At 36.1% G+C, this 25,013-nt stretch carries 20 protein-coding genes and 1 pseudogene; 7 read left to right on the top strand and 14 right to left on the bottom strand.

What is annotated here, in order from left to right; all coding sequences use genetic code 11:
* Position 1: 1 nt before the first annotated feature.
* From BM121_RS07425 to BM121_RS07410, 4 genes are all read right to left on the bottom strand, one after another.
* Complete coding sequence (locus BM121_RS07425; protein ID WP_091482878.1) at positions 2 to 1,915, bottom strand: beta-glucoside-specific PTS transporter subunit IIABC; 1,914 nt, start codon at positions 1,913 to 1,915, stop codon at positions 2 to 4.
* Positions 1,916 to 2,060: 145 nt separating this feature from the next.
* The gene (locus tag BM121_RS07420) at positions 2,061 to 2,915 is read right to left on the bottom strand and encodes a PRD domain-containing protein (RefSeq protein WP_091482877.1); all 855 of its coding nucleotides are present in this window, start codon (positions 2,913 to 2,915) and stop codon (positions 2,061 to 2,063) included.
* Positions 2,916 to 3,533: 618 nt separating this feature from the next.
* Positions 3,534 to 3,812 (bottom strand): hypothetical protein, encoded by a 279-nt coding sequence (locus tag BM121_RS22590; RefSeq protein ID WP_342714409.1) that lies wholly within the window; start codon positions 3,810 to 3,812, stop codon positions 3,534 to 3,536.
* A 151-nt stretch (positions 3,813 to 3,963) separates the two neighbouring features.
* Positions 3,964 to 4,656, bottom strand: a complete 693-nt coding sequence (locus BM121_RS07410) for a DUF421 domain-containing protein (RefSeq protein WP_091482875.1) — start codon at positions 4,654 to 4,656, stop codon at positions 3,964 to 3,966.
* A gap of 290 nt (positions 4,657 to 4,946) precedes the next feature.
* On the opposite strand from BM121_RS07410, the gene BM121_RS07405 reads away from it, so the two are divergent.
* Together BM121_RS07405 and BM121_RS07400 are read left to right on the top strand one after the other, a co-directional pair.
* Entirely contained in the window at positions 4,947 to 6,140 is a 1,194-nt protein-coding gene (locus tag BM121_RS07405) for an MFS transporter (protein ID WP_091482873.1), read from the top strand.
* Positions 6,141 to 6,242: 102 nt separating this feature from the next.
* Positions 6,243 to 7,187, top strand: a complete 945-nt coding sequence (locus BM121_RS07400) for an NADP-dependent oxidoreductase (protein ID WP_091482871.1) — start codon at positions 6,243 to 6,245, stop codon at positions 7,185 to 7,187.
* Between the two features lie 255 nt (positions 7,188 to 7,442).
* Here BM121_RS07400 and BM121_RS07395 read toward each other — a convergent pair whose 3' ends face one another.
* Together BM121_RS07395 and BM121_RS07390 are read right to left on the bottom strand one after the other, a co-directional pair.
* Positions 7,443 to 8,543: a M24 family metallopeptidase gene (locus tag BM121_RS07395; protein ID WP_091482870.1), complete on the bottom strand. Its 1,101-nt coding sequence runs from the start codon at positions 8,541 to 8,543 to the stop codon at positions 7,443 to 7,445.
* A 14-nt stretch (positions 8,544 to 8,557) separates the two neighbouring features.
* A complete protein-coding gene (locus tag BM121_RS07390; RefSeq protein ID WP_091482868.1) occupies positions 8,558 to 9,955 on the bottom strand; it encodes a sodium:solute symporter family protein in 1,398 nt (465 codons plus the stop codon).
* 397 nt (positions 9,956 to 10,352) lie between these two features.
* On the opposite strand from BM121_RS07390, the gene BM121_RS07385 reads away from it, so the two are divergent.
* Complete coding sequence (locus BM121_RS07385) at positions 10,353 to 10,976, top strand: cell wall hydrolase (protein ID WP_091482866.1); 624 nt, start codon at positions 10,353 to 10,355, stop codon at positions 10,974 to 10,976.
* A gap of 113 nt (positions 10,977 to 11,089) precedes the next feature.
* Complete coding sequence (locus BM121_RS07380) at positions 11,090 to 11,881, top strand: mechanosensitive ion channel family protein (RefSeq protein WP_091482864.1); 792 nt, start codon at positions 11,090 to 11,092, stop codon at positions 11,879 to 11,881.
* A gap of 440 nt (positions 11,882 to 12,321) precedes the next feature.
* On the opposite strand, the gene BM121_RS07370 is transcribed toward BM121_RS07380, so the two are convergent.
* The 3 genes from BM121_RS07370 to BM121_RS07360 all read right to left on the bottom strand — a co-directional run bounded on the left by BM121_RS07370 (position 12,322) and on the right by BM121_RS07360 (position 14,911).
* Positions 12,322 to 12,696 (bottom strand): DoxX family protein, encoded by a 375-nt coding sequence (locus BM121_RS07370; RefSeq protein ID WP_091482860.1) that lies wholly within the window; start codon positions 12,694 to 12,696, stop codon positions 12,322 to 12,324.
* Positions 12,697 to 12,770: 74 nt separating this feature from the next.
* Complete coding sequence (locus BM121_RS07365; protein ID WP_091482858.1) at positions 12,771 to 13,628, bottom strand: RNA polymerase sigma-70 factor; 858 nt, start codon at positions 13,626 to 13,628, stop codon at positions 12,771 to 12,773.
* On the bottom strand, positions 13,628 to 14,911 hold the full coding sequence (locus tag BM121_RS07360; RefSeq protein ID WP_091482856.1) for a phytoene desaturase family protein: 1,284 nt from the start codon (positions 14,909 to 14,911) through the stop codon (positions 13,628 to 13,630). The genes BM121_RS07365 and BM121_RS07360 overlap by 1 nt, the downstream gene beginning before the upstream one ends.
* A gap of 443 nt (positions 14,912 to 15,354) precedes the next feature.
* Between BM121_RS07360 and BM121_RS07355 the strand changes: the two genes are divergently transcribed.
* The gene (locus tag BM121_RS07355; protein WP_091482854.1) at positions 15,355 to 16,077 is read left to right on the top strand and encodes a sulfite exporter TauE/SafE family protein; all 723 of its coding nucleotides are present in this window, start codon (positions 15,355 to 15,357) and stop codon (positions 16,075 to 16,077) included.
* 79 nt (positions 16,078 to 16,156) lie between these two features.
* Here BM121_RS07355 and fabF read toward each other — a convergent pair whose 3' ends face one another.
* From fabF to BM121_RS07340, 3 genes are read right to left on the bottom strand one after another with little or no spacing between them, the layout of a single operon-like run.
* Complete coding sequence (gene fabF / locus BM121_RS07350; RefSeq protein ID WP_091482852.1) at positions 16,157 to 17,392, bottom strand: beta-ketoacyl-ACP synthase II; 1,236 nt, start codon at positions 17,390 to 17,392, stop codon at positions 16,157 to 16,159.
* 21 nt (positions 17,393 to 17,413) lie between these two features.
* Complete coding sequence (locus tag BM121_RS07345; protein WP_091482851.1) at positions 17,414 to 17,974, bottom strand: TetR/AcrR family transcriptional regulator; 561 nt, start codon at positions 17,972 to 17,974, stop codon at positions 17,414 to 17,416.
* 56 nt (positions 17,975 to 18,030) lie between these two features.
* Positions 18,031 to 18,576 (bottom strand): TetR/AcrR family transcriptional regulator, encoded by a 546-nt coding sequence (locus tag BM121_RS07340; protein WP_091482849.1) that lies wholly within the window; start codon positions 18,574 to 18,576, stop codon positions 18,031 to 18,033.
* A gap of 165 nt (positions 18,577 to 18,741) precedes the next feature.
* Here BM121_RS07340 and BM121_RS07335 point away from each other — a divergent pair, with 165 nt between their 5' ends.
* A complete protein-coding gene (locus BM121_RS07335; RefSeq protein ID WP_091482847.1) occupies positions 18,742 to 20,199 on the top strand; it encodes a DHA2 family efflux MFS transporter permease subunit in 1,458 nt (485 codons plus the stop codon).
* A 414-nt stretch (positions 20,200 to 20,613) separates the two neighbouring features.
* On the opposite strand, the gene BM121_RS07330 is transcribed toward BM121_RS07335, so the two are convergent.
* The gene (locus BM121_RS07330; protein WP_091482845.1) at positions 20,614 to 21,264 is read right to left on the bottom strand and encodes an SDR family oxidoreductase; all 651 of its coding nucleotides are present in this window, start codon (positions 21,262 to 21,264) and stop codon (positions 20,614 to 20,616) included.
* A gap of 366 nt (positions 21,265 to 21,630) precedes the next feature.
* Between BM121_RS07330 and BM121_RS07325 the strand changes: the two are divergent.
* A pseudogene (locus BM121_RS07325) lies at positions 21,631 to 23,163 on the top strand (malate:quinone oxidoreductase); the annotation flags it as partial.
* A gap of 67 nt (positions 23,164 to 23,230) precedes the next feature.
* Here BM121_RS07325 and BM121_RS07320 read toward each other — a convergent pair.
* Positions 23,231 to 24,832: a glycoside hydrolase gene (locus BM121_RS07320; protein ID WP_091482840.1), complete on the bottom strand. Its 1,602-nt coding sequence runs from the start codon at positions 24,830 to 24,832 to the stop codon at positions 23,231 to 23,233.
* Positions 24,833 to 25,013 lie beyond the last annotated feature (181 nt).

Genomic DNA, 25,013 nt, shown 5'->3' with positions numbered 1-25,013 from the left:
CTTATTTTATAAGTGATAATAAATGTTCACCTTCGAAGATAGTACCATCATGGATAGGTAATACATCTAGGTACTCCGAGGTGTTTGTGACAACAATCATTGTCACTGTTTGAATGTCTTTTTCACGGATTGCTTCACGATCGAATTCCACTAAAGGTTGTCCAACTTCAATACGGTCACCTTCATTAATTAATCCTTTAAAGTGCTCACCTTTTAATGAAACTGTATCAATACCGATGTGAATCAATATTTCTTCGCCATTATCCCCTTTAATACCAATGGCATGTTTAGAATCTGGGAATACCATGATTGATCCTGAAATAGGTGCGACCACACGATTTTCTTCTGGCTCAATAGCAATTCCTTTCCCCATAATTTCTTCCGAAAAAGTTGGGTCTGATACTTCTGATAATGGAACAATCGTACCTTTTAATGGTGATTGAACCATCGTTTCTTTTCCTGTAGCTTCTACTGCTTTGTTGTCTTCTTTTTCTACTTCTGGTTGTGCTACTGCTGTTGTGTCATCCTCCACATCTTTGAAACGGAAAATTAACACTAAAATAAATGGTAGTACTAAAGCAAGAATAAAGAGGATAATCGATACAATCAGGCTTGCTGATTCACCAGCTGGATCGGCGAAAATTGGAATAGCAAATACCCCGACAATTCCACTCATTGCATAGGATTTCAATCCATACCAGCCAGCAAATGCTCCAAGAATACCGGCTGAAATCATCGCTAAAATGAATGGTTTTTTCAATTTCATATTAACCCCGTACATGGCAGGTTCGGTAATACCAATGGCCGCTGAAATACCACTTGATAAGCCAAGTTGTTTCATTTGTTTATTTTTTGTTAATACGGCAACACCAAATGCTGCCCCTGCTTGTGCCACGTTACTAATGAACATCATTGGCATAACCATACTGTCATAGCCTAAGCTAGCTATGCTTGTAATCGCAATTGGCGCAAATGCATAGTGCATCCCTGTCATAATAATAATTGGCATTAATCCTGCTAGTAACAGACCAGCAAACAGACCAGAAAATTCGAATAGCCAATTGAAAATGTCTGAGACAAAGTTTCCTATATTTGTTCCTAATGGTCCAACAATCCATAGTGATAACGGAAGGACAATTAGAAATGCAATCATTGGTGCGAACATTAATTGAATCGCAGACGGAATGACTTTTTTCACTAAGTTATATACATATTTTAATAGAATGACACTTAAAATGACCGGTATAACACTGGTGTCATAATTTAGAACTGGAATATTGATAAATCCCCATCCTAAAAAGTCAAGTGTTTCTGTTGTTCCAGCTGCCTGTGCTGCGTTGAATGATTCAATAAAAGTAGGGTACATGAGTGTACCAGCAACAATCAGTGCTAGGTATTCATTCGTACGCATCTTTTTTGCTGTAGATACAGCAAGGAAGAATGGTAAGAAGTAAAATACACTGTCACCAATTGCATTTAAAACCATGTAAGTATCGCTTTCGTTTGTAAGCCAACCTACTGTCACAAATAATGCGAGAAAACCTTTTAAAAGGCCGGCTCCAGCTAGTGCTGGTAAGATCGGTGTGAAGATACCAGAAATAAAGTCCATTACTAAGGAAACAGCGCCTTGTTTCTCTCCTGAGTTCTTTACTTCTCCACTTCCAGCGACTCCAACAAGTGGTTCTACTTCGGCAAAAACATCGGATACTTGATTCCCAATGATGACCTGGAACTGGTCACCAGAAAATTGTGCCCCCATTACACCGTTCATTTTTTTAATTTCTTCCATTTCTACTTTTTCTTTATCATCTAGGTTAAAGCGGAGGCGTGTAACACAATGCCATGCTTGGTCAACATTTTTACTTCCGCCAATTTTGTCTACTATTTGTTTTGCAACTTCTTTATGTGAAGCCATCAGTAATCCTCCCTCTTATTAAGGCTGGTTAAAGCGTGTTTCACTTAATTTTTGCCAAAAAAATACCCAAACAAAAACAAGTGCTTTAACACTTTGTCTGTTTGGGTAATGCCTAATTTATGATTAGTAACAATCCACTATGACACTATTCATTTTTTTGACGGTTTGTTACGCGCCAGATATGCAATGTTAAATATAGTTTTTCATTCGATGAGAGTGTCCAACCATATTTTTGCTTTAATAGGGCTGCTATCTTGTCCACGGCTTGATACGCTTTTTTATATTTGGTTTTGACAACTTCTAAAAGTGTCTGGTCCATTTCTTCTCCATCAACAGGATCTTGTTTGTATTGACGAATGAAGAAATAGCGCAAATGAGTAATAAAGCGTGTATAGTTTAATGATTCTTCATCAAGCTTAAGCTGAAAGTGGTACTGCACAATTTCTATAATGCGGTTGATCACTTCCGTCATTTTCAATGTTTCTTCTATTTGTGTCTTTTTTGTCTGTTGTCCATTTACAAAGTGATAGGTTAAAAACGTTTCCTCACTTTTAGGAAGCAGTACATCAAGACGATCAAATACAAGACGAACGGCATCTTTTGCCGCCTGGTATTCTTTTGGGTATAAATTTTTTACTTCCCAACGGTTTGTATCTGCATAATCGAAACTTTCATGCGCTCGCTTGACCGCAAAATTTAAATGGTCGGCAAGCGTTAAATAGATATTGTTGTTAAAAGAAACTCCTAGGTGTGATTCGGCATTCTTAATTATCTCAACAGAGACATCCAAAACCTCGGAATCCATATCTTTTAATACTTGTAATAATGGTTTTCGAGTTGTTGATTGTTCAGCTACAAACTTGCGTCGAACACTGGAATCATCAATTGGATCCCCTTTCTTTTTTTGGAAGCCGACAGCTGTACCCATCACAATCCACTCAAGCCCAGAGGAATCTTCTACTAAAGCCACGTTGTTATTAAAGGCTTTAATATACTTCAAAGGTCATTCCCCCATCTTCTAAAACGCATTCTAAAAATACGGAAGTGTATTTTAAACATGGTAATGCCTGATCAAGTCAGTAACAATCCACAATGATGAAAATATTAATGGATAAAATGTATCACGATATCAAGGGAATGTCAAATCACATTTTGTCGAAAAGTATCTTTTACTAATGAAAGCTGGTTATATATTGATATATCCACCATATCACCGATGTTGAACACTAAAATGATTATTATATGAAATGAGAAGGAGAATTAATTTAAATCATTTGGATCGGATTCATTTTGGAAAGTAGGTATATGGTTCTGATTCAAACGTTTTTAAGTTGTTAAAAAGCGTCAATCCCTAATGATAGAAAAAGAAACACAGTCATTATACAACCGGCTGTAATGCCTTTTATTCTGTGTTCAGGACCTGATGACTTGAGTGAATACTTGAAGTAAAAGAAGGAACCGATCGCAATAAGGAGAAATTCTACCAAAATACTTGCGGAAACAGATTGCCATAGTCCGAAACCAAGAAGCGGAAAATCACCTAGATTGCCTGGGAGAATGGGCATATCTGGACGATGGACTACTAAATCTAAAATCCAGTGGCTAAAAACAACGACACCTATAATAATTCCGGATTTTTTGCCCCAAAATATTCCGGCAAGAAGGGCTGATAGAATAGATAGCAACAGTGCCCCACTAGAGAAAGAGTGTAGAGTGCATAAATTATCATGTTAGCATAGCCACCCTCACCAATGGGCTCCATGGATTCCATTCCAGCTAAATTAAATGGAACAAATGCAATATCAATTAATTGTGAACTGACCAAGAGGGACCAAAGTGGCAATTCCGGGTTTTTACTTTTCACTGCAGCAGCAACTCCAAAATGTCCAGCGAACATATTAAACACCACCTTAAGGATTAAACAATATTTAATAATAACAATAATTATGCACTTATTATTATATCGAATCAGTACAGGTATTGTTTTATAGTAGTGTAAAGTTTTGGTGTAAATCGTATAATAAATAGCACATAATAGTATTTTTTATTTAATGGTGTAAAAGTGATTTGTGCGGAACAACAAATAAACCATCGTTTTCTAGCCATTCTGCAAAAAGTACGTCTTCCGTTTTGCTTATGTTATGGGATAATAACTGGTTCTTTAACCATTGGTCGTCCTTTTTTATCTCTTTTAAATGTTCTTTAATTATTTCGCCATCCTTAATCAGCGTTATGGGAAGATAAACAGGGTGAGGTGGCATATTAAAGTCTTTTAAGGTAGTTTTTTGGTATGGTGCCTTTTTTAATACACTTATGGAGCCGTTAGGTTCTATCAGTGCGAATGCTACTTCACGAATGGAAAAAATTTCGCTTTGTCGAAGTAAGCTTTGTAGCTGATTAAGATTCATACGGCTTTTTTTCATCTGGTCAAGGTCAATTTGACCATCTCGAATAACCACGGAAGGTTTCCCTTCAAACTTTCCTCTTAATAAAAGAGATTTCTGAGCAATGTATTCAACTAAAAACAGTAAAGTTCCCCATATAAATAGAGTGAAGAAGATATAGATAATAGGCACATTATTTTCATAGACGGCATTTCCCAACAACTCACTTAAGACAATAGCTGATATAAAATGAAAGGGAGTAAATTGGTCTATTATTTTCTGTCCTATAATTCTGATTAACAGAAATAGTAAAAAGAAACCTATAACTAATTTGATTAAAATTTGTATTAATTCCACTGTTATTCCTCCTGATAATTCTTATAACTTAAAAAATTACTACACTATTATTCTTTCCAAATTTTCATTAGTAGATTCATATAATCGCATAGTTATAAATACCAGAAAATCAAAATTGTCGATGAATGATGAAATTGCCACAATTTTTCGAATAAGCCAATATGCATGCAGAATATTTCCACATTGTCAAGAATAAGCGTATTATATTATTTAGGGAATCGAAATAAATAGAAGAAGAAGGGGTTATTATTCTAAATCAAGAGCAACTAGCAAAGCGTAATTTGTCAATTATGTGGTTTGCGAACTTTTTCATTGCAGCAAGTATGACAATGGTAATCCCATTCCTGTCTTTATATATTGGAACATTAGGCAATTATTCAGGTGATTATGTACAAACATGGTCTGGTTGGGTATTTGCGATTACATTCTTAATTGCTTTTATTGTGTCACCAATATGGGGAAGATTTGGTGACAAACATGGGCGCAAGCTATTTTTGGTGCTGGCAGGTTTTGGATTAGGGATCTGTGTGTTACTTATGGGCTTTGTGTCAAATGTCCATCAGCTCTTTATATTACGGATGTTTATGGGTTTTTTTACGGGTTTTATATCTATGTCCCAAGCATTTATTTCTACCCAAACACCAAAACATATAGCTGGTAAAGTATTAGGAACATTACAGACGGGGAATGTAACTGGAAGTTTATTAGGACCATTATTTGGTGGAGTTTTAGCGGATACTATTGGTTATGCCGCAACTTTCCAACTGACATCTGTTACATTGTTTATTGCTGCATTCTTTGTAGTGTTTGGTGTTAAAGAGGCAAAATTAGAAACGCCAAAGATGGAAAGCACAAGTTATTCTTCAATAGAAGTGCTTAAACATATTATTTATAATCCTGTACTTGTGATGGTCATGGTTGTATCTATGTTTGTACAGGTTGCAAACTTCAGTATTCAACCAATTTTATCTTTATATGTTAGCGAAATACATGGATCAACCAGTATCGCATTCTTTTCAGGGCTTGCTTTTTCAGCAGCGGGACTAGGAAACCTTTTTATGTCTAGAAATTGGGGTAAATTAGGGGATCGCATCGGTTATGAAAAGGTCTTAATAGTACTGTTATTATTGTCTGCAGTATTTTTCATACCAGGAGCATTAGTAAATAATATTTGGCAATTAGTAATTGTTCGCTTTTTATTAGGAATGGCAATTGGTGGCGTCATTCCGATTAGAACTGCTTATATTCGTCAAGTAACACCATTAAATATTCAAGGCGAAGTGTTAGGTTATAATACAAGTGTTCGCTTTTTAGGTAATATTATTGGTCCAGTCATGGGTGGTTGGCTTGCTGGCTTGTATACAATATCTACTGTTTTTTATTTTAGTAGTGTACTTTTATTGGTTAGTGGAATGGCACTATTGATAACTGTTAAGCATGAAAGCAAGCATAGTATGGGACACTATCCAGCACATTTATCTTGACCTTCTCGAGAATCAGAATGTTTTTCAAAGTCATACTATAAGTGGGACAATATGAATATCGGACTAAGAAAGTGCCGAGCAAATGAAAAGGAGTGAAATCATATGGAAACAAAAGCTGTGATTATTAATGAATATGGCGACAAAGATGTATTAGAAGAAGGAAAAGTTACTTTACCAGAACTAGGAGAGCACCAAGTATTAGTGCGTGAAAAAGCAACATCCATTAACCCGATTGATTGGAAACTTCGTGAGGGGCATCTGAAGCCAATGTTTGATTGGGAATTCCCCATTATTCTTGGTTGGGATGTTTCCGGAGTTATTGAAGCTGTAGGACCAGAAGTAACAGATTGGAAAGCGGGAGATGAGGTATTTGCCCGCCCAGAAACAACACGCTTTGGAACCTATGCGGAATATACCATTGTAGATGACCATTTATTAGCAAAAAAGCCAGCCAATATTTCCTTTGAGGAGGCTGCAGCAGTGCCATTGGCTGGTTTAACGGCATATCAAGGTTTATTTGACCATGGACAGCTGGAAGAAGGACAAAAAGTATTAATTCATGCAGGGGCTGGTGGAGTTGGTACATACGCGATTCAATTAGCTAAAGAAGCAGGCGCATATGTGTACACAACAGCAAGCGAGAAGAATCATCAACTTCTATTATCACTAGGAGCGGATGAAGTGATTGACTACCGTTCAACTGATTTCAGAGAGGTTGTACAGGATTTAGATCTTGTTTATGACACGATTGGTGGAGATACACAAAATGACAGTTTCGATGCCCTTAAAGAAAATACTGGCCGATTAATATCCATTGTAGGTGAGCCAAATCAGGAAAAAGCAAAAGAGAAAAATATTACAGCAAAAGGCATATGGCTTCAACCAGATGGTAAACAACTGAGTATGTTAGCTAACCTATTAGAAAATAAAAAAATGAAGAGCATTGTGGGCAGCACATTTCCTTTATCACAAAAAGGAGTTCATGATGCACATGCATTAAGTGAAACCCATCATGCTGCAGGTAAGATCGTGATTACTATGGCATAATATAATTCAGTCCCTTTAACTAAGGGTAATCTAGCTCTATCATGTATGATGGAGCTAGATTTTTTTAATATATGTTGCGACGTAGGAAAGATTTGGAGAGATGTAATAGGGGAGAATCTTTAAGATGTATATTTTGGAGCTGGACTTCGTGGATGCCATCCAAAAGTGCAATGAATACCCATATAAACAACCGACAAGTTCCTTATATGGGCACTTATACACCTCGCTTAGAGCGAAACAATTAACACTGATTAATTATTCTATTATTTGTAGTTCTTTGGGGAATTTGGTCAATGTTTCATAACCATCCGCTGTAACTAGTACATCATCTTCTATTCTTACACCACCGATCCCTGGAAGGTATATCCCTGGTTCAATCGTATAGACCATGCCTTTTGTTAGGATTCCATCATTAAGATGACTTATGGAAGGGAATTCATGGACGTTGATTCCCATGCCATGGCCGATTCGATGTGGGAAGTAGTCTCCGTATCCTGCTTCCATGATAATATGTCGAGCAACATTGTCTAAATCTCCGACACGATTACCTGGTCTACTTGTTTCTAAGGATGCTTGTTCCGCTTTTAATACAGTTTGGTAAATTTCTTTTTGTTTATCGGTGACTGATTTAAATGCTACGGTTCGTGTGATATCTGAGCAATAGCCATCCATTATAACTCCTAAATCAAAGAGAACCATATCACCGGCTTTTAATTTTCGATCACCTGGATTTCCGTGTGGGTTTCCAGTTTTTTCACCAAATAGTACCATAGTCGAAAAGGACATTTCTCGTATTCCCTTTCTTTTCAATTCATATTCGATTTTTGCTAATACTTCCATTTCACTAATGCCTTCTTCGAGTGCATCAATACCTACTTGAACTCCATAATCAGCCATGTTTGCAGCGCGGCGAATGATGGTAATTTCTCCATCATCTTTCACAACACGCATGTCATTTAATTTTTCTTCCATAGATATTATTTTTGCCTCTGGGAAGCATGATAGAAACTTCTCACTTCGTTGGTAAGTAAGAACATCTTTTTCAATAGCGACTGTTTCTGCTTTTTCTAACTGCTTTTTTTCTAATGTAGTTTTAATGAGTTTCCATGGATTTTCGTGATCAGAATATCCAATAATTTCGTATTCCCAACCTGCATCTTTTAATTGACCTGCTTCCATTTCAGGTAGGACAAACACTGGTTGAGCTTGTTTGAATACGAGGATTCCCATCAGACGTTCATGTGGGTCTGTATAAAAATTAGATAAATAAAAGACATTTTCTTTTGAGTTCAAGAAAGCTACTTCAATATTTTTCTCGTTCATCCATTCAGTTACTTTTGTTAATCGTTCTTGCATGTTGGACACTCCTATCAGGAATTATTCGTCGTTTTCTTTTGTGTAGCTAATGATACAACTATTAATACTATTAATGCTGCGGGAACTGAAATAACGACACTGTTTAAGTCAAACGGTTTGCCAAGTATAATTTCCCATACTAATGTTGTTACAACACCTACAACCATGGATGAAATACCACCAGTTGCACTAACGCGTTTCCAGAAGAATACAGCCAAAATCGCTGGTGTTATACCTGCACCATAAACTGTATAAGCATACATTTGAACTTCTAAAACCGTTGGGAAAAAACGAATCAATAAATAGGAAAATACACCAAGGATTACGATAAAAACTTTTGTCATCCTTAATTGTTTTTCATCTGATGCATGTTTATTAATATACTTTCCATATATATCATACGTCATATTTGTTGCTGCAGAAAGCAAATAGGAATTCCCTGTTGTAATGATAAAAGCAGCGGCTGCAGCAAGTAAAACTCCTCCAATTGCTATAGGCATTGCGAGCGTTGTCGCCATTAATGCCATCCCTGGATCAATATCAGGGAATAAAGAACGAGATGCAAATGCAATTAGTGAAATGGCTGGTGAAATTATTAACATAATAAGTAGCCAACCTATTTGAGCCTTTCTTGATGTGGCATCTCCTTTTGATGACGCTAAACGTTGATACATGTTTTGGTCACCAAGTAAAAGGAATAAGGACGGTAGTAGATAGCCAATTAGCTGGATGTTTGTTAGTCCTCCCGTTACAGTCAGATGAGAATCGGGGACATTTTCAACGATCGAATCCCAACCACCGGCAACGGCGAAAATAGTTGGTACGGTAATTATTAAGCCACCAACCATTAAAAATCCACTTATTGCATCTGTTTGAGATACAGATTTAAGACCGCCAATCATCGCAAGAAATATGATTAAAACAGCTGCTATGATCGTACCAGTCTCTACATTCATTCCTGTTGTAAGATTGAGAATAAATCCGAATCCCTTCATTTGATAAGACACGATACCTACATAAGCTAAAAGAACAATAACACTGGCAAGATTGCGAGCAGAGGCACCATACTTTTCTTCAAGAATTCCTGAAATCGTATATTTTCCAAATGCTCTGATTTTAGGCGCCGCTATATAAAGGGTAAAAATACCGATTAAAGTTGGTATCATTAACAGCAGGGAAGGGAAAATACCAAAACTAAAGGCAACAGACGTTTCTCCACCTGATATGCTTCCACTTCCTGTCCAGGTAGCTAGCAAGGTACCCATCAATACCAAAGGACCTAAGCTCTTTCCTGCTAGGATAAAGTCTGTACTATTTGACACTTTCTTGGACATATAAATTCCTAGTCCGATCATTATTACAGCATAAATCCCAATAAACCATAGTAATTGGGGGTTTGCTTGAAGTTCCATTCATAATTCACTCCTGTTGTTAAATGTGGTCACTATGTGAGGGTGCTAACTTATTATATATGGTGCATATATTCCGATCAAATTATTTATCGTTGAGCATATCAAAATAAATGTTGATATTACTGTTGTGATGAACTGAGTCACGAGTATCGTAGAGCTAATTTTTTGAACATAAGAAGGAGGAACCAGACATATAACAGCTAATTTGATAGTTTATGACAATTAAAAGTGCATTATGTCGAAAAAATAGATTTATTAGAGTTTGGCTTTTTAATAATGGGGGTATAGTTATATTGATTTTCCTTTAAGGTGAAAGTGAGTTTGGCTGTTTTGAAGGAATAGCATTTGATATCTTTTGAAAAATTATATAAATTTTGTCGAAATGGAGGAGGAGCAAATGAGAAAAATAATTACAAATAGCGTATTTATTTTGTTCATAGTATTTTTATTTGTGGGGGAAAATACGGAGGTTCAAGCGGCGACTACATTAGAAAAAGGAAATTCAGGGCAAGAAGTACAAGATATCCAAGAAAAATTGTTTAGAATGGGGTATTTAAATGCGGAACCTACAGGGTATTTTGGTTCATTAACAGAAAGAGCGGTAAAAGATTTTCAATATGAAACTAATCTCTGGGTAGATGGAATCACAGGAATAAAAACCCGAAATCAAATCGACAATGTCGAGATGATGGCAAGGGTAGTACACGGTGAAGCAAGAGGGGAATCATACGAGGGGATGGTAGCGGTGGCAGCTGTTATTCTAAACCGGAAAGCCTCCATTGAATTCCCAAATACAATTCAACGCGTTATCTTTCAGCAAAATGCTTTCACCGCAGTTCAAGATGATCAATATTATCTTGTACCGAATACAGATGCTTATCATGCGGTTATCGATGCATTAGATGGTTATGACCCAACGAACGGTACGACATATTATTATAACCCTGAAAAAGCTACAGACGAATGGATTTTTACTCGAGAAACCGTAACTCAAATCGGAAATCATATTTTTGCAGAATAAACCACATAAGACTATAATTTAATTAGAAATTTTTTCTATATATAGTCAGAAAGGCTTTATGACATTCGAAATTTATTATGGTTATCAAATAATAGAGAGAAAGGAAGATAGGGATGGATTGGATTAATTTAGCTATAGAAACGGGAAAGACTATTGCGTTTGCCATTATTACTTTAATTGTCGGACTTGCCATTATTAAAATAATTATGAAAATTGTAGGCAATCAAATGGAAAAATCGAAATTAGATGAAAGCTTAAAACCATTTCTTCAATCAATGATGAGTATCATTTTAAAAATTTTACTTATAATTTCTGTAATTAGTATATTAGGAGCTGATATAACCTCATTTGCGGCAATTATTGCAGCTGCAGGATTTGCGGTTGGTTTAGCTTTCCAAGGTTCGTTAGCCAATTTTGCTGGAGGAATTTTACTACTTACCCTTCGTCCATTTCGTGTAGGGGACTATATTGAAGGAGCTGGATACGGCGGAACGGTTAAGGCCATTCAAATATTGTATACGGAATTGACAACTCCTGATAATAAAGTGATTTTTATTCCAAATGGTGGTTTATCTAATGCTGGAATTGTGAATTATTCAGTAAATAGCACTCGTCGAGTTGATTTTACTTTTGGCGTAGGATATGAAACGGATGCACAACACGTATTACATACATTAGAGAATGTAGTGAATAGTCATTCTGCTGTTTTACAAGATCCGGAACCATTTATCCGTTTGTCTGCACATGGTGATAGTGCAGTAGAATATACGGTTAGAGTTTGGGCCAATGCAGAGGATTACTGGGATGTGCATTTTGATATTTTGGAACAAGTTAAAATAAAATTTGATCAAGAAAACATTTCTATACCATATCCACAAATGGATGTACATGTGAGCAATCAGTAATCTCTTGATTCACAGGCTGTCGGGAAGATATCGGCAGTCTTTTTTATAAGACAAAAAAGTATAAAATGGGCGCCTTCACGAATCGACCTTATAAAAGTCATCATCGCGTCACTTGCACACCTTGATTCTGAAGTCGCTACGTTTCTAGACGAGTTTGTATAGAGTAAAAGAGAAGAGGGTGGGACAGAAGTACTCGAATTATGACAAGACACGAACATCAAGTTGGATGTTCGTGTTTATTGTTCCTTGGAAAAGTATCATTCTTCCTTGGAAAAATGAATATTTCCAAGGAGCAGAAGCACTTTTCCAAGGAAGAGAACTAGGATTCCAAGGAGCAGAAACACTTTTCCAAGGAACAGAAATAGTATTCCAAGGAAGAAGCAACAAGCACAGGAGGTAGAGCATTGGTAAGAGTATCTAAGTTATGTTTTGTCCCACCTTCAATGACTTGTGTTAACATTAGTTTTCCAAAGAATATAAAGAAGGAAAAACATGACAATATCTAATCTCGCTTCAAACGCAAATTCGAGTAATCCCGTTTGTAGCACAGGCACTTTCGTAAGGATTAATGCAGCAATTATAATTACTAATAAAGGAATAGTCGCTTTCTTCACATAGTAATTAAAAATGATTAGTACACCACATATTAATTCTGTAATCCCGACAACTAATACCATTACTTGAGGATACGGTATACCATAATTAGAAAATGGACCTGTAAAATCTGCAACTACTAATTTCATAAGAGCTGAGGCTATAAAAACATAGCCAACTACATACCTAATGATCTGATAGGATGATATATTCCTTAGCATAAAAAGCCTCCTTAGCCTTTGATAGTCTATATATATGCAATACAGGAGACAAGCTATGCAAAAAAGTCCATATTTTAGGGCAATTTATCAGGATTCACGGTTAAATATATTTCGTGAATTTTCTTGTTACTAATATAAAAACTCATGATGCTTTGAAGTGCTTTATTCATATAAATCAAAATTGCTGGCTGACCATTGACATTTTTAATATCAAGATAAAAGTCTTCAGGAGTCTTTTTTGTTATGCCGTATAATAATGCCAATACGTTGGATAGTGATACAACGGGACGAACAGCGGCATGGACTTTTCCTCCGCCATCAGAAAACAGCGTAACATTTTCAGAAATTAGTTCTAATAAGGCATCCATATTTTGCGTTTGAAATGCCTGGATAAAGTCAGTAATAACTGATTTATTCTTCTCATAGTTTAGGCTTTCACCTTCTGTGAGTGAGATTTTTTGCTTTGCTCGACTGAAAATTTTTCTGCAGTTTTCTTCCTTCTTTTCAATAATATTTGCAATTTCTGCGTATGTGAAGTCAAATATTTCTTTTAGAAGGAGGGTGGCTCTTTCATCTGGTGTCAAATGCTCCATCATTCGTAAATAGGCAATACTTAATCCTTCTTTTTGTAGCACTACTTCAGTTGGATCAAAGTCATGTGATTGTTCTAAAAGTAGAGGCTCAGGATTCCATGGTCCCACGTATTGCTCACGCTTGTATCGAGCAGACTTTAGTACATCAAGACAGCGGTTCGTCATCATTTTACAGAGATATGCTTTCTTATTTTCTATTTCCTGTTCAGTTATTTCGAACGCTCTTAAAAAAGTTTCTTGCACAATATCTTCTGTTTCTGATACGGAACCTAATAGCCTATATCCTAATGAAAATAATAATGGTTTAAATTGTTGATACTCCTCATTACGAATTTGCATTATATCATCTCATTTTCTATTTTTATTATTTCCTGAGCTGCTTGTTTTCCACTGCTGATTGCTCCTTCTGACAAAATGGAGTTTGGAGAAGCCCAATCTCCTGCTATATATAATCCAGGGATATCCGTTTCAGAACGTTTCAAGTTTTGCTCATCACCTATTCGGGGTAAGCGTTGATTCACTATAATGTTAGGAATAAAACGTTTTGTTATCACATATTTCTGCCACTCTGGCTGCAGCTGTTCTAAAAATTGTTCAAGCTCGTGTTTAACTTCTTTTCCATCTATATGCAAGTGAGGAGAGTGATATTTAAACACATGCAGAATGGTACTCTTTCCGTCATCAGAGAGTTGGGCATCATTTGAATGTACAGAATAATAGAAAGGGGCAGTGATTCCCATAGCGAACGATAACTTTGGATTAGGAAGCTGTGTTAAAGCGACATCTAAAGTTGCTCCCTTTATAGGTGTTATTTGGGCAAAAAAACGATTCTGAAGAAGGTTTGCCTCAGCACCTAACATGTTATTAAGTTCTTGAGGATGAGTTGTACAAATCACCCTTTTTGCGAGTATTTCTTCATTATTAGACAGCATTAATGTATGATGATCTACTGAAGGGGCGATATGTTTTACAACAGAGTGTGAGTGAACCTGAATACCGGAAATGACCGCTTTATTGTGGAGTTGATCAATAATCGTCTGCCAACCGCCATCTAAATACAGTACACCGCTCATGCCAACCTTCAAATGCGACACGATTAATTTAGCGCTCACCTTGTCAGGAGCATGACAATACGTTGTGAGTCTCGCTAATACATAAAGCAATGCCTCCACTTTTGGTGATAACGCGATTTGCTTAACCCAATGTTGGAATGTGAGGTCTGCTAACTTTTCGGTATCCATTCTATTCACTTTCATCAAAACGCCGACCCATTCCAAACGTTCTTTCCAATTAAGAAAACTTGTTGAAAAAAGCCCTGAAGGAGTTAATGGTGCAACATAGGCCGTATTATTTTCGATTAAAAAGCCAGTCAATTTTGGTGATTTACCATTAAGATTAATACGTAATTCTTCGAGAATAGGTTTCGCTTTTCCTTTTTTATAAAGCGCATGGGGTCCAAGATTGAAGTATTGGTGTTTTATCTTATCTGTTTTCGCTCTCCCGCCAACATGCTTACCTCTTTCTAATATTAATATGGACAAATCATTTTTAGCTAGATAATTAGCTGCAACATAACCTGCTAATCCCGCCCCTATAATTACTACATCCCATTTTTGAGTCATAAGATTGCCTCCTTTAATTATTTCATTATTCAAGACGAGGGATGCAGATTATTTGTGACAGAGCTTAACTATGGAATAGATGAAAATAGATTTATAAAAGTTGGCGACATTAGTTCACTTACCTTGGGGGAAACATCAAATCACATAACAAATAGCCTATGGTTTCATTTATATTGTCTTATTCAACTAACGTTTCTAAATCAGGCGGACATCTGATTCGTTATTTGTATTAAAATAGCTATTTTCAAGGTGTTCGTTGACATCTTGTCCACGAACATCCCCATATCATTGTTTTCACCAGATATAACGGAATAAATGTCCGCGTTTAAGTCATCCACAGGTTATAATCTAATGTGATACAATATGCTAATAGTTGTTATTAAGGATTATAGCACTGATTAAATTTAAAAATCTTCTTGTTGAGTACAGAAAGCAGGTTCTATATGGAAACAATAATATTCTTTGTAATTATTATAGTAGCCTCCATCCTTCAAACAAGTACAGGGTTTGGTTTTTCAATTTTGGCTACCCCCTTTCTTCTTTTGATATTTGAACCTAGGGAAGCAATACAAATAAATCTGTTTTTATCACTAATCATTTCTGGTGCCTTAATAACTAAGATTTTAAAGGATATTGATTTCAAGATCTTACGGAGAGTTTTGCTTGGGAGTGTCATCGGTCTGCCGGTAGGAATCTTTACATTTTTACTAATAGATATAACCAAACTCAAATTAGGGGTTAGCATTATCATCTTGATATTAACTATAATGCTTATACTAAGGTTTCGAGTGAAACAAAATAAAAAACGAGATTTGCTTGTAGGTGGATTATCGGGTTCTCTAACAACAAGTATCGGAATGCCCGGACCGCCATTATTGTTATACTTTTCTGGAATAGGTACTCAAAAGGAAAAGTTACGCGGTACTACACTGGCATTTTATTTATTTATCTATTTAATAAGTTTAATCATCCAAGTCATTTTTGCAGGAACAAGTAAAACGGTCTGGATTTCCAGCGGAGTGGCGTTACCACTAGTACTAATAGGTCTGTACTTGGGACAAATACTTTTTAAATGGATTAATCAAAATGTTTTCCGTATATTTACATATATCATCTTGTTGTTTACAGGAATATACTTACTTATGGAGAGTTTAGGTCAATTGTAATCAAGAAGAAATCGTTAAAAAACGCCATTTTGAAAAAGATTGATCAAAATGGCGTTTTTCATCATGCCAAATTCAATATTTACTTAGAAAACTTTTTAAATGCCAACACTGTATTATGTCCTCCAAATCCAAAACCATTGGAAAGAGCATAGTTTACATTTTTCTTAACAGCATAGTTTGGAACATAATCTAAATCACACTCTTCATCTGAGTATTCATAATTGATCGTGGGAGGTACCACATTATCTTCTATACTTTTTAGGGTGAGTATAGCTTCAACCCCACCAGCTGCGCCAAAAAGATGTCCAGTCATTGATTTAGTAGAACTTACCTTTATATCGTAAGCATGATTACCAAAAACACTTTTAATTGCTTTGGTTTCTGATTTATCTCCTTCAGGGGTACTTGTCCCATGTGCATTTATATAATCTACATCATGTAATTCGATATTCCCCATATCTAAGGCCAAACTCATAGCCTTTGCTGCTCCATTGTAGTCAGGTGAAGTAATATGATATGCATCAGTTGTAGAACCATAACCAACTATTTCTCCTAAAATAGTTGCTCCTCTTTCTATTGCATGTTCATACTCTTCAAGAAATAAAACACCGGCTCCTTCTGACATAACAAAGCCATCCCTCTTGCTATCAAATGGGCGACTTGCCTCTTGGGGTGAATTATTACTAGTTGACATTGCCCTCATCCTAGAGAATCCAGCAAAAGCTAAAGGATTGATCGGAGCCTCTGATCCACCTGCCAATATACCATCAGAATACCCATGTCTAATATTTAAAAATGCTTCTCCAATGGCTTGATTACCTGTTGCACAAGCCGATACTGGTGAAAAACTAGGACCCTTAAAACCAGTTTTCATAGAAATAATGCCAGAAGCCATATTACTAATCATCATAGGGATCATAAATGGAGAAACTCTCTTTGGTCCTTTTTCTATTAATGCCTCATGATTATCTAAGATGGTATCTATTCCTCCGATACCTGACCCAATATAAACCCCAAAGCGATCTTTGTTCACTTCTTGCAAATCTAGGTTGGATTCCTCTAAAGCTTGTTGTGCAGAAGCAATAGCATATTGGACAAATAAGTCATACTTTTTTCTTTCTTTTTTATCAAGGTATTTTTCTGGCTCAAAGTCCGTAATATAACCTGCAATTTGGGTGTTAATGTTTTTATAGTCATCGGATTCAATCTTTTTAATTCCTGATCTGCCTTCTTTAATATTTTCCCAAAAAGTTTGAACCGTATTACCTAACGGTGAGACGGCTCCATATCCTGTTACTACAACTCTTCGTGTCATAAACCATCATCTCCTCGGTTATTATTTTAAAAAATCCGTGAATTGTTCCCATAATTTAGTGAAAAATTCATCTCCTAATATACGTTTGTATTGTAATCCTCCTTTAGTGCTTGCGATGAGAAGAATGGCTAATTCCTCAAGATTGTCGTGATAGCCTTCTAGGTACCCTTCTTTTTTTGCTTCAAAAAGTAATTCAGTTAAAAAGTCTATTTCCATTTGACTTAGTTTCTGAATTTTCTTCTGCATTGATGCAGGTAAATAATTATAGTCTGCCTGCAATGCAGATATAGGACACATATCATTTTTGTTTATATATAATATTCTATTTGAAATAAACGCTAAAGGCTTGTCCAAAGGTTTTATGCTTGCCTGTTTCACTTCAGAAAAAGCCTTTTCAAGACCTTCTTCAATGCTGTTGCAAACAGCAATACCTAAATCTCCTTTCTTTTCAAAATGATAATGAATACTTGCCTTCGTAACACCTAGTTCTTTTGCTAAATCATCATAACTAAAAGATAAGAATCCTTTGTCTTTAATGTTCTTTAGAGTCAATTCAATGATCTGTGACTTTTTATTAATCATACATATGATCTTACTTACTAGTAAGTAAGTTGTCAACTGAGGGTGCATTTATTACTTCAGCGCTCGAACATCAAAGAGATTTGGTTTGCTATATATTCAGAACTAAAATGAATGCCATCTTTAATCCACCACATAATAATGCCCATTAAGGAAGCTGTTCGGATATCAATGGAAACATAGTTTTTGGGTAATTCATTTTGTTTGTCATTTCTTCTCGTTTCTATGAGATTTTTAAAAAGGTTAAATAAGTTAGTTTCAAAGCTTTTGTATTCAAATAAAACACCAAAATATTTTCGGTTTTCATATATATAATCTAAAAATACCGTTAATTGTTCTCGTTCAAGTATGATTTCCCCTTTCATAAGAGGCCTTAACTTTATAGACAATTCGTCAAAGATTTCATCAGTTATTTGTTTTAATAAATCGTAAATATCTTGATAATGCAGATAAAAGGTAGCTCTGTTTAATTCCGCACGATCAGCGATTTTTTGAACAGTTAACTGTGATATAGAGGGTTTTTCTATTAAAAGAGAAAGAACTGCGTTTTTAAACATTTTTTTTGAGCGAATAGCACGTGGATCTTCTTGTTTTTGAATAGACATTTCAAACTCCTTTATCGTTTATATATAGTTTTATCAACATATAGCATGTAAATGTTAAGTAATTGACGTTTTTAAAGAAATTGTATATAGGCAAGGTATTTTCGGTTTGTTAATATATATTTTATCGATACTATGTCGAAGAGGCAATCATAAAGGGGTTTCTAAATGGAAAATGAGAGAAAAGAAGTGAAGAAAGGCATATTATTATTTGTAATGATATCAGGTTGTTTTTTATCAGTATTAAATCAAACGTTATTAAATGTTGCTTTAAGTAATTTAATGGATATATTTAATGTAACAGCTACAACCGTTCAATGGCTATCGACAGGCTTTCTGCTTGTGAACGGCGTATTAATTCCAACAACAGCCTTTCTAATGAAACGTTTTACGACCAGACAATTATTTATTAGTTCGATGCTATTTTTATTATTGGGTACCGTTATTTGTGCAACAGCTCCCTTCTTTGCGGTTCTATTAATCGGACGAATGATTCAAGCCGTGGGAGCAGGGATTATCATTCCTCTTATGATGAGTGTGATTCTGTTTATTTTTCCTGCTGAAAAAAGAGGTAGCGCAATGGGCTTAATTGGGTTTGCGATAATATTTGCACCAGCCATTGCACCTACCTTAGCCGGTTTTATTATAGAGTATGTATCATGGCGTTGGTTATTTATTGGTTTAGCACCTTTTGTATTGATAGTTATTTTATTTGCATCGAAATACTTAGTGAATGTATCTGAAACAGCTAAATCCAAACTAGACTTCTTAAGTATTTTATTATCAACCATTGGTTTTGGGTTTATATTATACGGCTTCAGTAACGCAGGTAATAAAGGTTGGGGTAACTCTATTGTTGTTTTTTCATTAATCATTGGATTGTTGTTTACGGTTTTCTTCTGTATTCGCCAAATAAAATCAAACGATCCAGTATTAAATATATCAGTATTTAAGTACAAGGTATTTACTTTAACTTCATTACTCAATGTGTTAGTAACCATGATCATGTATGCAGATTTGATCTTACTACCTATTTACCTCCAAACGGGTAGAGGTTTTACAGCATTTGAAGCAGGTCTTTTATTATTACCAGGGGCTGTCATCAATGCCGTCTTGTCTCCAGTCACTGGGAAATTATATGACAAAGTTGGTGCAAAGCCGTTATTTATTATTGGTCTTTTATTTATGATTCCTTCGATGTGGGCTGTAACGGATTTAACAGCTTCGACTTCTTTCATGTATTTAATGACACGTACCATCGTTTTACGTATTGGTTTAAGTTTCATTACGATGCCACTCAATACATCTGCATTGAACGCATTACCTAAAAATTTAGGGTCACATGGCTCTGCCGTTGTTAATACTGTACGTCAACTTGCAGGAGCAATCGGAACGGCGGTAGTGGTTACCATTTACACAGCACAAGTAACAAGTCATGCGTCAAAAATCACAAATGAAAAACCAACGGCTTCTCCGGAACAAATTGGAAGTCTTTCTTCTATACTAGGCTCAGGTGATGCCTACTTCTTTATGATGATATTAGCAATTGCTGCACTAATTTTGACGTTATTTATGCCAACGAAAAGTGCTATAAAAGAAGAAACGGATGCATTTGAATCGGCGTAGAATTAGATAATATAGGAAAAGGTAATAGTTATCAATGATTAAACAAGCCTTACATCTGCATGGATGAGGCTTGTTTTGTCGTTATGATCGTATTTGTTGGATGACTTTGAAAATTTTATATAATGGAAACCCTTTTAAATGAAAGTAGTGTAAAAACGGATATTATCCCTAATAATATCGGGGTGCGTTACTTACAACGAAAATAACTATAAGACAATAAAGACAGAGTAAAAGCTTTATAAAGCATATAATAGGTATTCACTTGCTTTAAAGCCAGTGCGAATCCCTTATAGAGCATATACGTTAAGTTAGTGTATGTAAATTTCACAATCATGAATAAGAAGTTCAAAAACCCATTTGGATAAAATTACAGCCCCATTTCGCCAATCAGGGAAATGGGGCTGTCTTAGATTTTTAAATGGATTTAACCGCGTCTTCTACATCTGTATTTCCTGTTATAACCTGAAATCTCTTACCAATCGTAGAATCATTGTTCAAACTAGCAACAATCACTCTTGCAATGTCTTCTCGTGGAACTTGGCCTCTTTCCACTTTTTCAGCTAGTTCTACTTGGTTTTTGCCCGGATCATTGGTTAGTCCACCAGGGTGAATAATTGTATAATCTAAATCAGTTGATGTGAGCCATTCATCCGCATAATGCTTCGCTATTACATATGGTGCAAAACCTTCTGGAGCAGATTGAATTGCTTCACGACTTGTTTCGAATGAACTGATCATAACATATCGTTTCACATTGGCTTGTTTTGCTGCCTCAATTGTTTTAACAGCGCCGTCCAGATCGATCATAATGGTTTTGTCTTTGCCTGTATGTGGTCCAGAACCTGCAGTGAATACAACCGCATCTACTCCTTCTGCAGCCTTAGCGATTGCATCAACGTCATCTTCAAGATCTACCACAGCAACTTCTGCCCCTAAATCTTCAAAATAAGCGGCTTGTTCTTGTTTTCGAATCATTGCTTTTGCATCTAGATTATCTTCATCTTGGATGAATTTGACAAGATGTTTTCCTATCTGGCCATTAGCACCTGCAATTAATACTTTCATTTGTTTCACCCTTTCCAATTTGTTATATATTTCATCTTAAAGGTTAAACGAGGAAAAGTTAAATGATTGATTTGCGATCCGACAGACACCTACTGCTTATGATAATAGTATTAATTGAATTACTTCTTTTTAGTATTAGTTGTTTCAATAGAATTAACCCGATCTATTTTCCTTTGGATCCTTGCGACATTATTCTTACTTTTTTTCCACCCCTAAATAGTTTATAATTGTTAGATGATAGAAGATATTAAATAATTATAAAAGACTATATATGATTGGGAAAGAAGGTTTGTTCCTGGATAATGCCTTACTTTTTGTTATACCAAGCAGGAGAGCCTACTTTTTTTTGCAGATAAGGGACAGGAAAGGAAGGTTTTAATGAGCAACATACAGAAAAAATCAGATGTTATTTTAATTGGTGCTGGAGTGATGAGTGCAACTTTGGGATCACTACTGAAAGAGTTAGCACCAGAATGGGATATTACCGTGTTTGAGAAGCTCGATAAAGCAGGTGAAGAAAGCTCTAACGAGTGGAATAATGCGGGAACCGGTCATGCCGCACTATGCGAGCTTAACTATACAACGGAAAAAGCTGATGGTTCAATCGATACTACTAAAGCTGTGAAAGTTAATGAACAGTTTCAGGTATCAAGACAGTTTTGGTCCTATTTAGTTAACAGCAAGCTGATTGGGAATCCACAAGACTTTATCATGCCAATCCCACATATGAGTTTAGTCCAAGGGGAAGAGAATGTAACCTTTTTGAAAAAACGTTTTGAAGCGTTATCAAATATTCCTCTGTTTCAAGATATGGAATATTCCGATGAACTTGAGAAACTGAAGGAATGGATTCCACTTATTATGGAGGAACGTACACCAGACGAACCGATAGCGGCAACTAAAATCGATTCTGGAACGGATGTGAACTTTGGTGCGTTAACACGCAAATTGTTCGACCATTTAGAGGAGACAGACGTAGAAGTAAATTACAAGCATAGTGTGGAGGATATTAAACAAAAGAGTGATGGTTCATGGGAAGTAAAAGTGCATGATATGGATAATGGCAAAATAGAATATCATACTGCAAAGTTTATCTTTATTGGCGGTGGGGGAGGAAGCTTGCCTTTACTACAGAAAACCGGTATTCCGGAGTCCAAAAATATTGGTGGTTTCCCAGTAAGCGGCTTATTTATGGTATGTAACAATCCTGAAATCATAGAGCAGCATCATGGAAAAGTATACGGTAAAGCTAAAGTTGGTGCTCCACCAATGTCTGTTCCGCATCTTGATACAAGATTTATTGATAACAGAAAATCATTATTATTTGGACCATATGCAGGTTTCTCTCCAAAATTCTTAAAAACAGGTTCCAATTTTGATTTACTTGGTTCGGTCAAACCGAATAATGTTTTAACCATGCTATCGGCAGGGGCAAAAGAAATGGGATTGACGAAATATCTGATTCAGCAAGTGTTGTCATCGAAGGAACAACGTATGGAAGAATTACGTGAATTTATTCCGAATGCAAAAAGTGAAGATTGGGATATAGTCGTAGCTGGTCAACGTGTACAAGTTATTAAAGACACGGAAACTGGTGGTAAAGGAACACTTCAATTTGGTACAGAAGTTGTTAGTGCTGACGATGGCTCGATAGCTGCATTACTAGGTGCTTCTCCAGGTGCTTCTACTGCAGTACCAGTTATGCTGGAAATATTGGAGAAATGTTTCCCAAAACATATAAAAGAATGGGAACCTAAAATCAAAGAAATGGTTCCATCTTATGGTGTGTTGCTAGCGGAAAATCCTGAAATGTTCCGGGAAATTCATACTGCAACAGAGGAGACACTTGGACTAGACGTAAATGGCGCAGTCACTTGTGCGGAATCAAAAAGCAGTTAACTAAAACAGTTTAACTAATAGAGGAATGCCGGTTTATAATAAACCGGCATTCTTTTTTGTTTAATTATTATTGAGCAACTAATGTAACTACCGATTTTGCTGGAACATGAAACGTTTTATGTCCGGGGAATAAGTTTTTTTCTTCCAGGTCATTGTTTTCAGAAGTTACATATGGTTTAAATTGTATGGTTTTCTTGTTTCCAGGTAGATCATCTACATTAATATTTACTGGTTTTGTTTCATCACTATGATTGACAAGTACAATAGCGAGCTGGTCATCGTCTTCTTGATAATAAGCAGAGCCCATAAGACCGTTCTTATCGTTGGCACCCTGAAGATCAACTCTGTAGGCTCCCGGTCTAACGAAACGGCTGTAGTTACCTAAAGCCCATAGTAACTTAGATTCAATGATTGTTTGTTCATCACCCTGTTCGGAGTAATCTGTATAGATCAATCCGTCCTTGTAATCATAAGGTGACATCGCTAACCACCATTGCCATGCGGAAGCTTGTGTTTCCACCATGTCATTATGAATGAGTCGGGCAACATCTAGTGCAGTCTCCATGGAGAGGTCTCTGCCATGCCCGTGATCTCCCAAAATACAGTATTCGGACATCCATATTTTTGCGTCCTTATCATATCGATCTATGTTTTCCCGTACAGATTCTCTTAATGGAATTAGACGGTCTTCACCAGAATAATGATCAGACCAATAGGCGTGTGTACTAACCTTATTACCGACCATTTCTTTTATATCACTATCTCCTAAAAATTCCTTGATATATTCTCGATATTTACCCGGATAAGCACCACTAGCATTGCCACCGCTATATCTGCTATCACTTCCTGTAAATTCAGCATATATATCATCATCAAGAAGTGATGTATATTCTACCGCTTCTGGTGCGTCAATTTCGGTTTCAAGTCCTCGGTTTTCCAGCTCATTATGTAAAGCTGTGATAACCTCTTTCATATCGTCTATATTGTAACGATTTCCTTCTTGTCCTGCATAGTTCCAATCCCATGTAGGCTCATTGATCGGACTAATATAGTTAAAAGGCAACTGCTCTTGTTCGAAATGCTCTAATACATCAGCTAAAAATATTGCAAAATCATCCATATGTTCTTCTTCTAGATTTGTGCTACCAACAGAGGGGTCTGGTTGTCCATGTCCATTCTTCGTCATCCAAACGGGTGGACTATTTACAAATGCAATAAATTCCTCAACTCCGCGTTCTTTTGCTGCTTGAAGAAACCACTGCTGACCAGCTTGTTTAGACCAATCATAATCCTCCTTTTCTCCTGTTTTAAAACTTTCTGCTCTTCTAAAACGATCTGTAATGATTTCCTTGTCTGTCATTTCACTACCTGCACCGATATTAAAGCGCCACATGGATAAACCAATTCCTTTATCCTGTGAGAATAACAAATCAGCAACAAGGTTTTTATTTTCTTCCGACCATTCACTGCCAACTGGATCCATGGACCAAGCACCAGAAGCTCCGAATCCATCAATTTCCTGAAACTTACTTTCTACGTCGATATTAATTTCTTGGGCAGTGCTATTCTGGGGAACTGCTAAGTTATTTTCCTTTGCATAACTAACCGGTGATCCAAGCAATAGAACACTAAGCGATAATGCTAAGGTTAGTTTTAATTTCTTATTCATTGGTATTGTATTCTCCTTTCTTCAATCTGAATTTTTTCTTGAATACGGAGTAGTTTTAATTAATTACCACCACTTTCAAGTGAATAGCCAATCTGTTCTTATCTATGCATAATTAGTTCGGGAAAGAGGGTAACATGAAGGTTATGAATTCGTTTTCATAAATGTTACCAAAATAAGAATG

Source organism: Gracilibacillus orientalis (assembly GCF_900114645.1).
GTDB classification, from domain to species: Bacteria; Bacillota; Bacilli; order Bacillales; family Amphibacillaceae; genus Gracilibacillus; species Gracilibacillus orientalis.
This window is presented reverse-complemented; position numbering and strand designations above follow the sequence as displayed.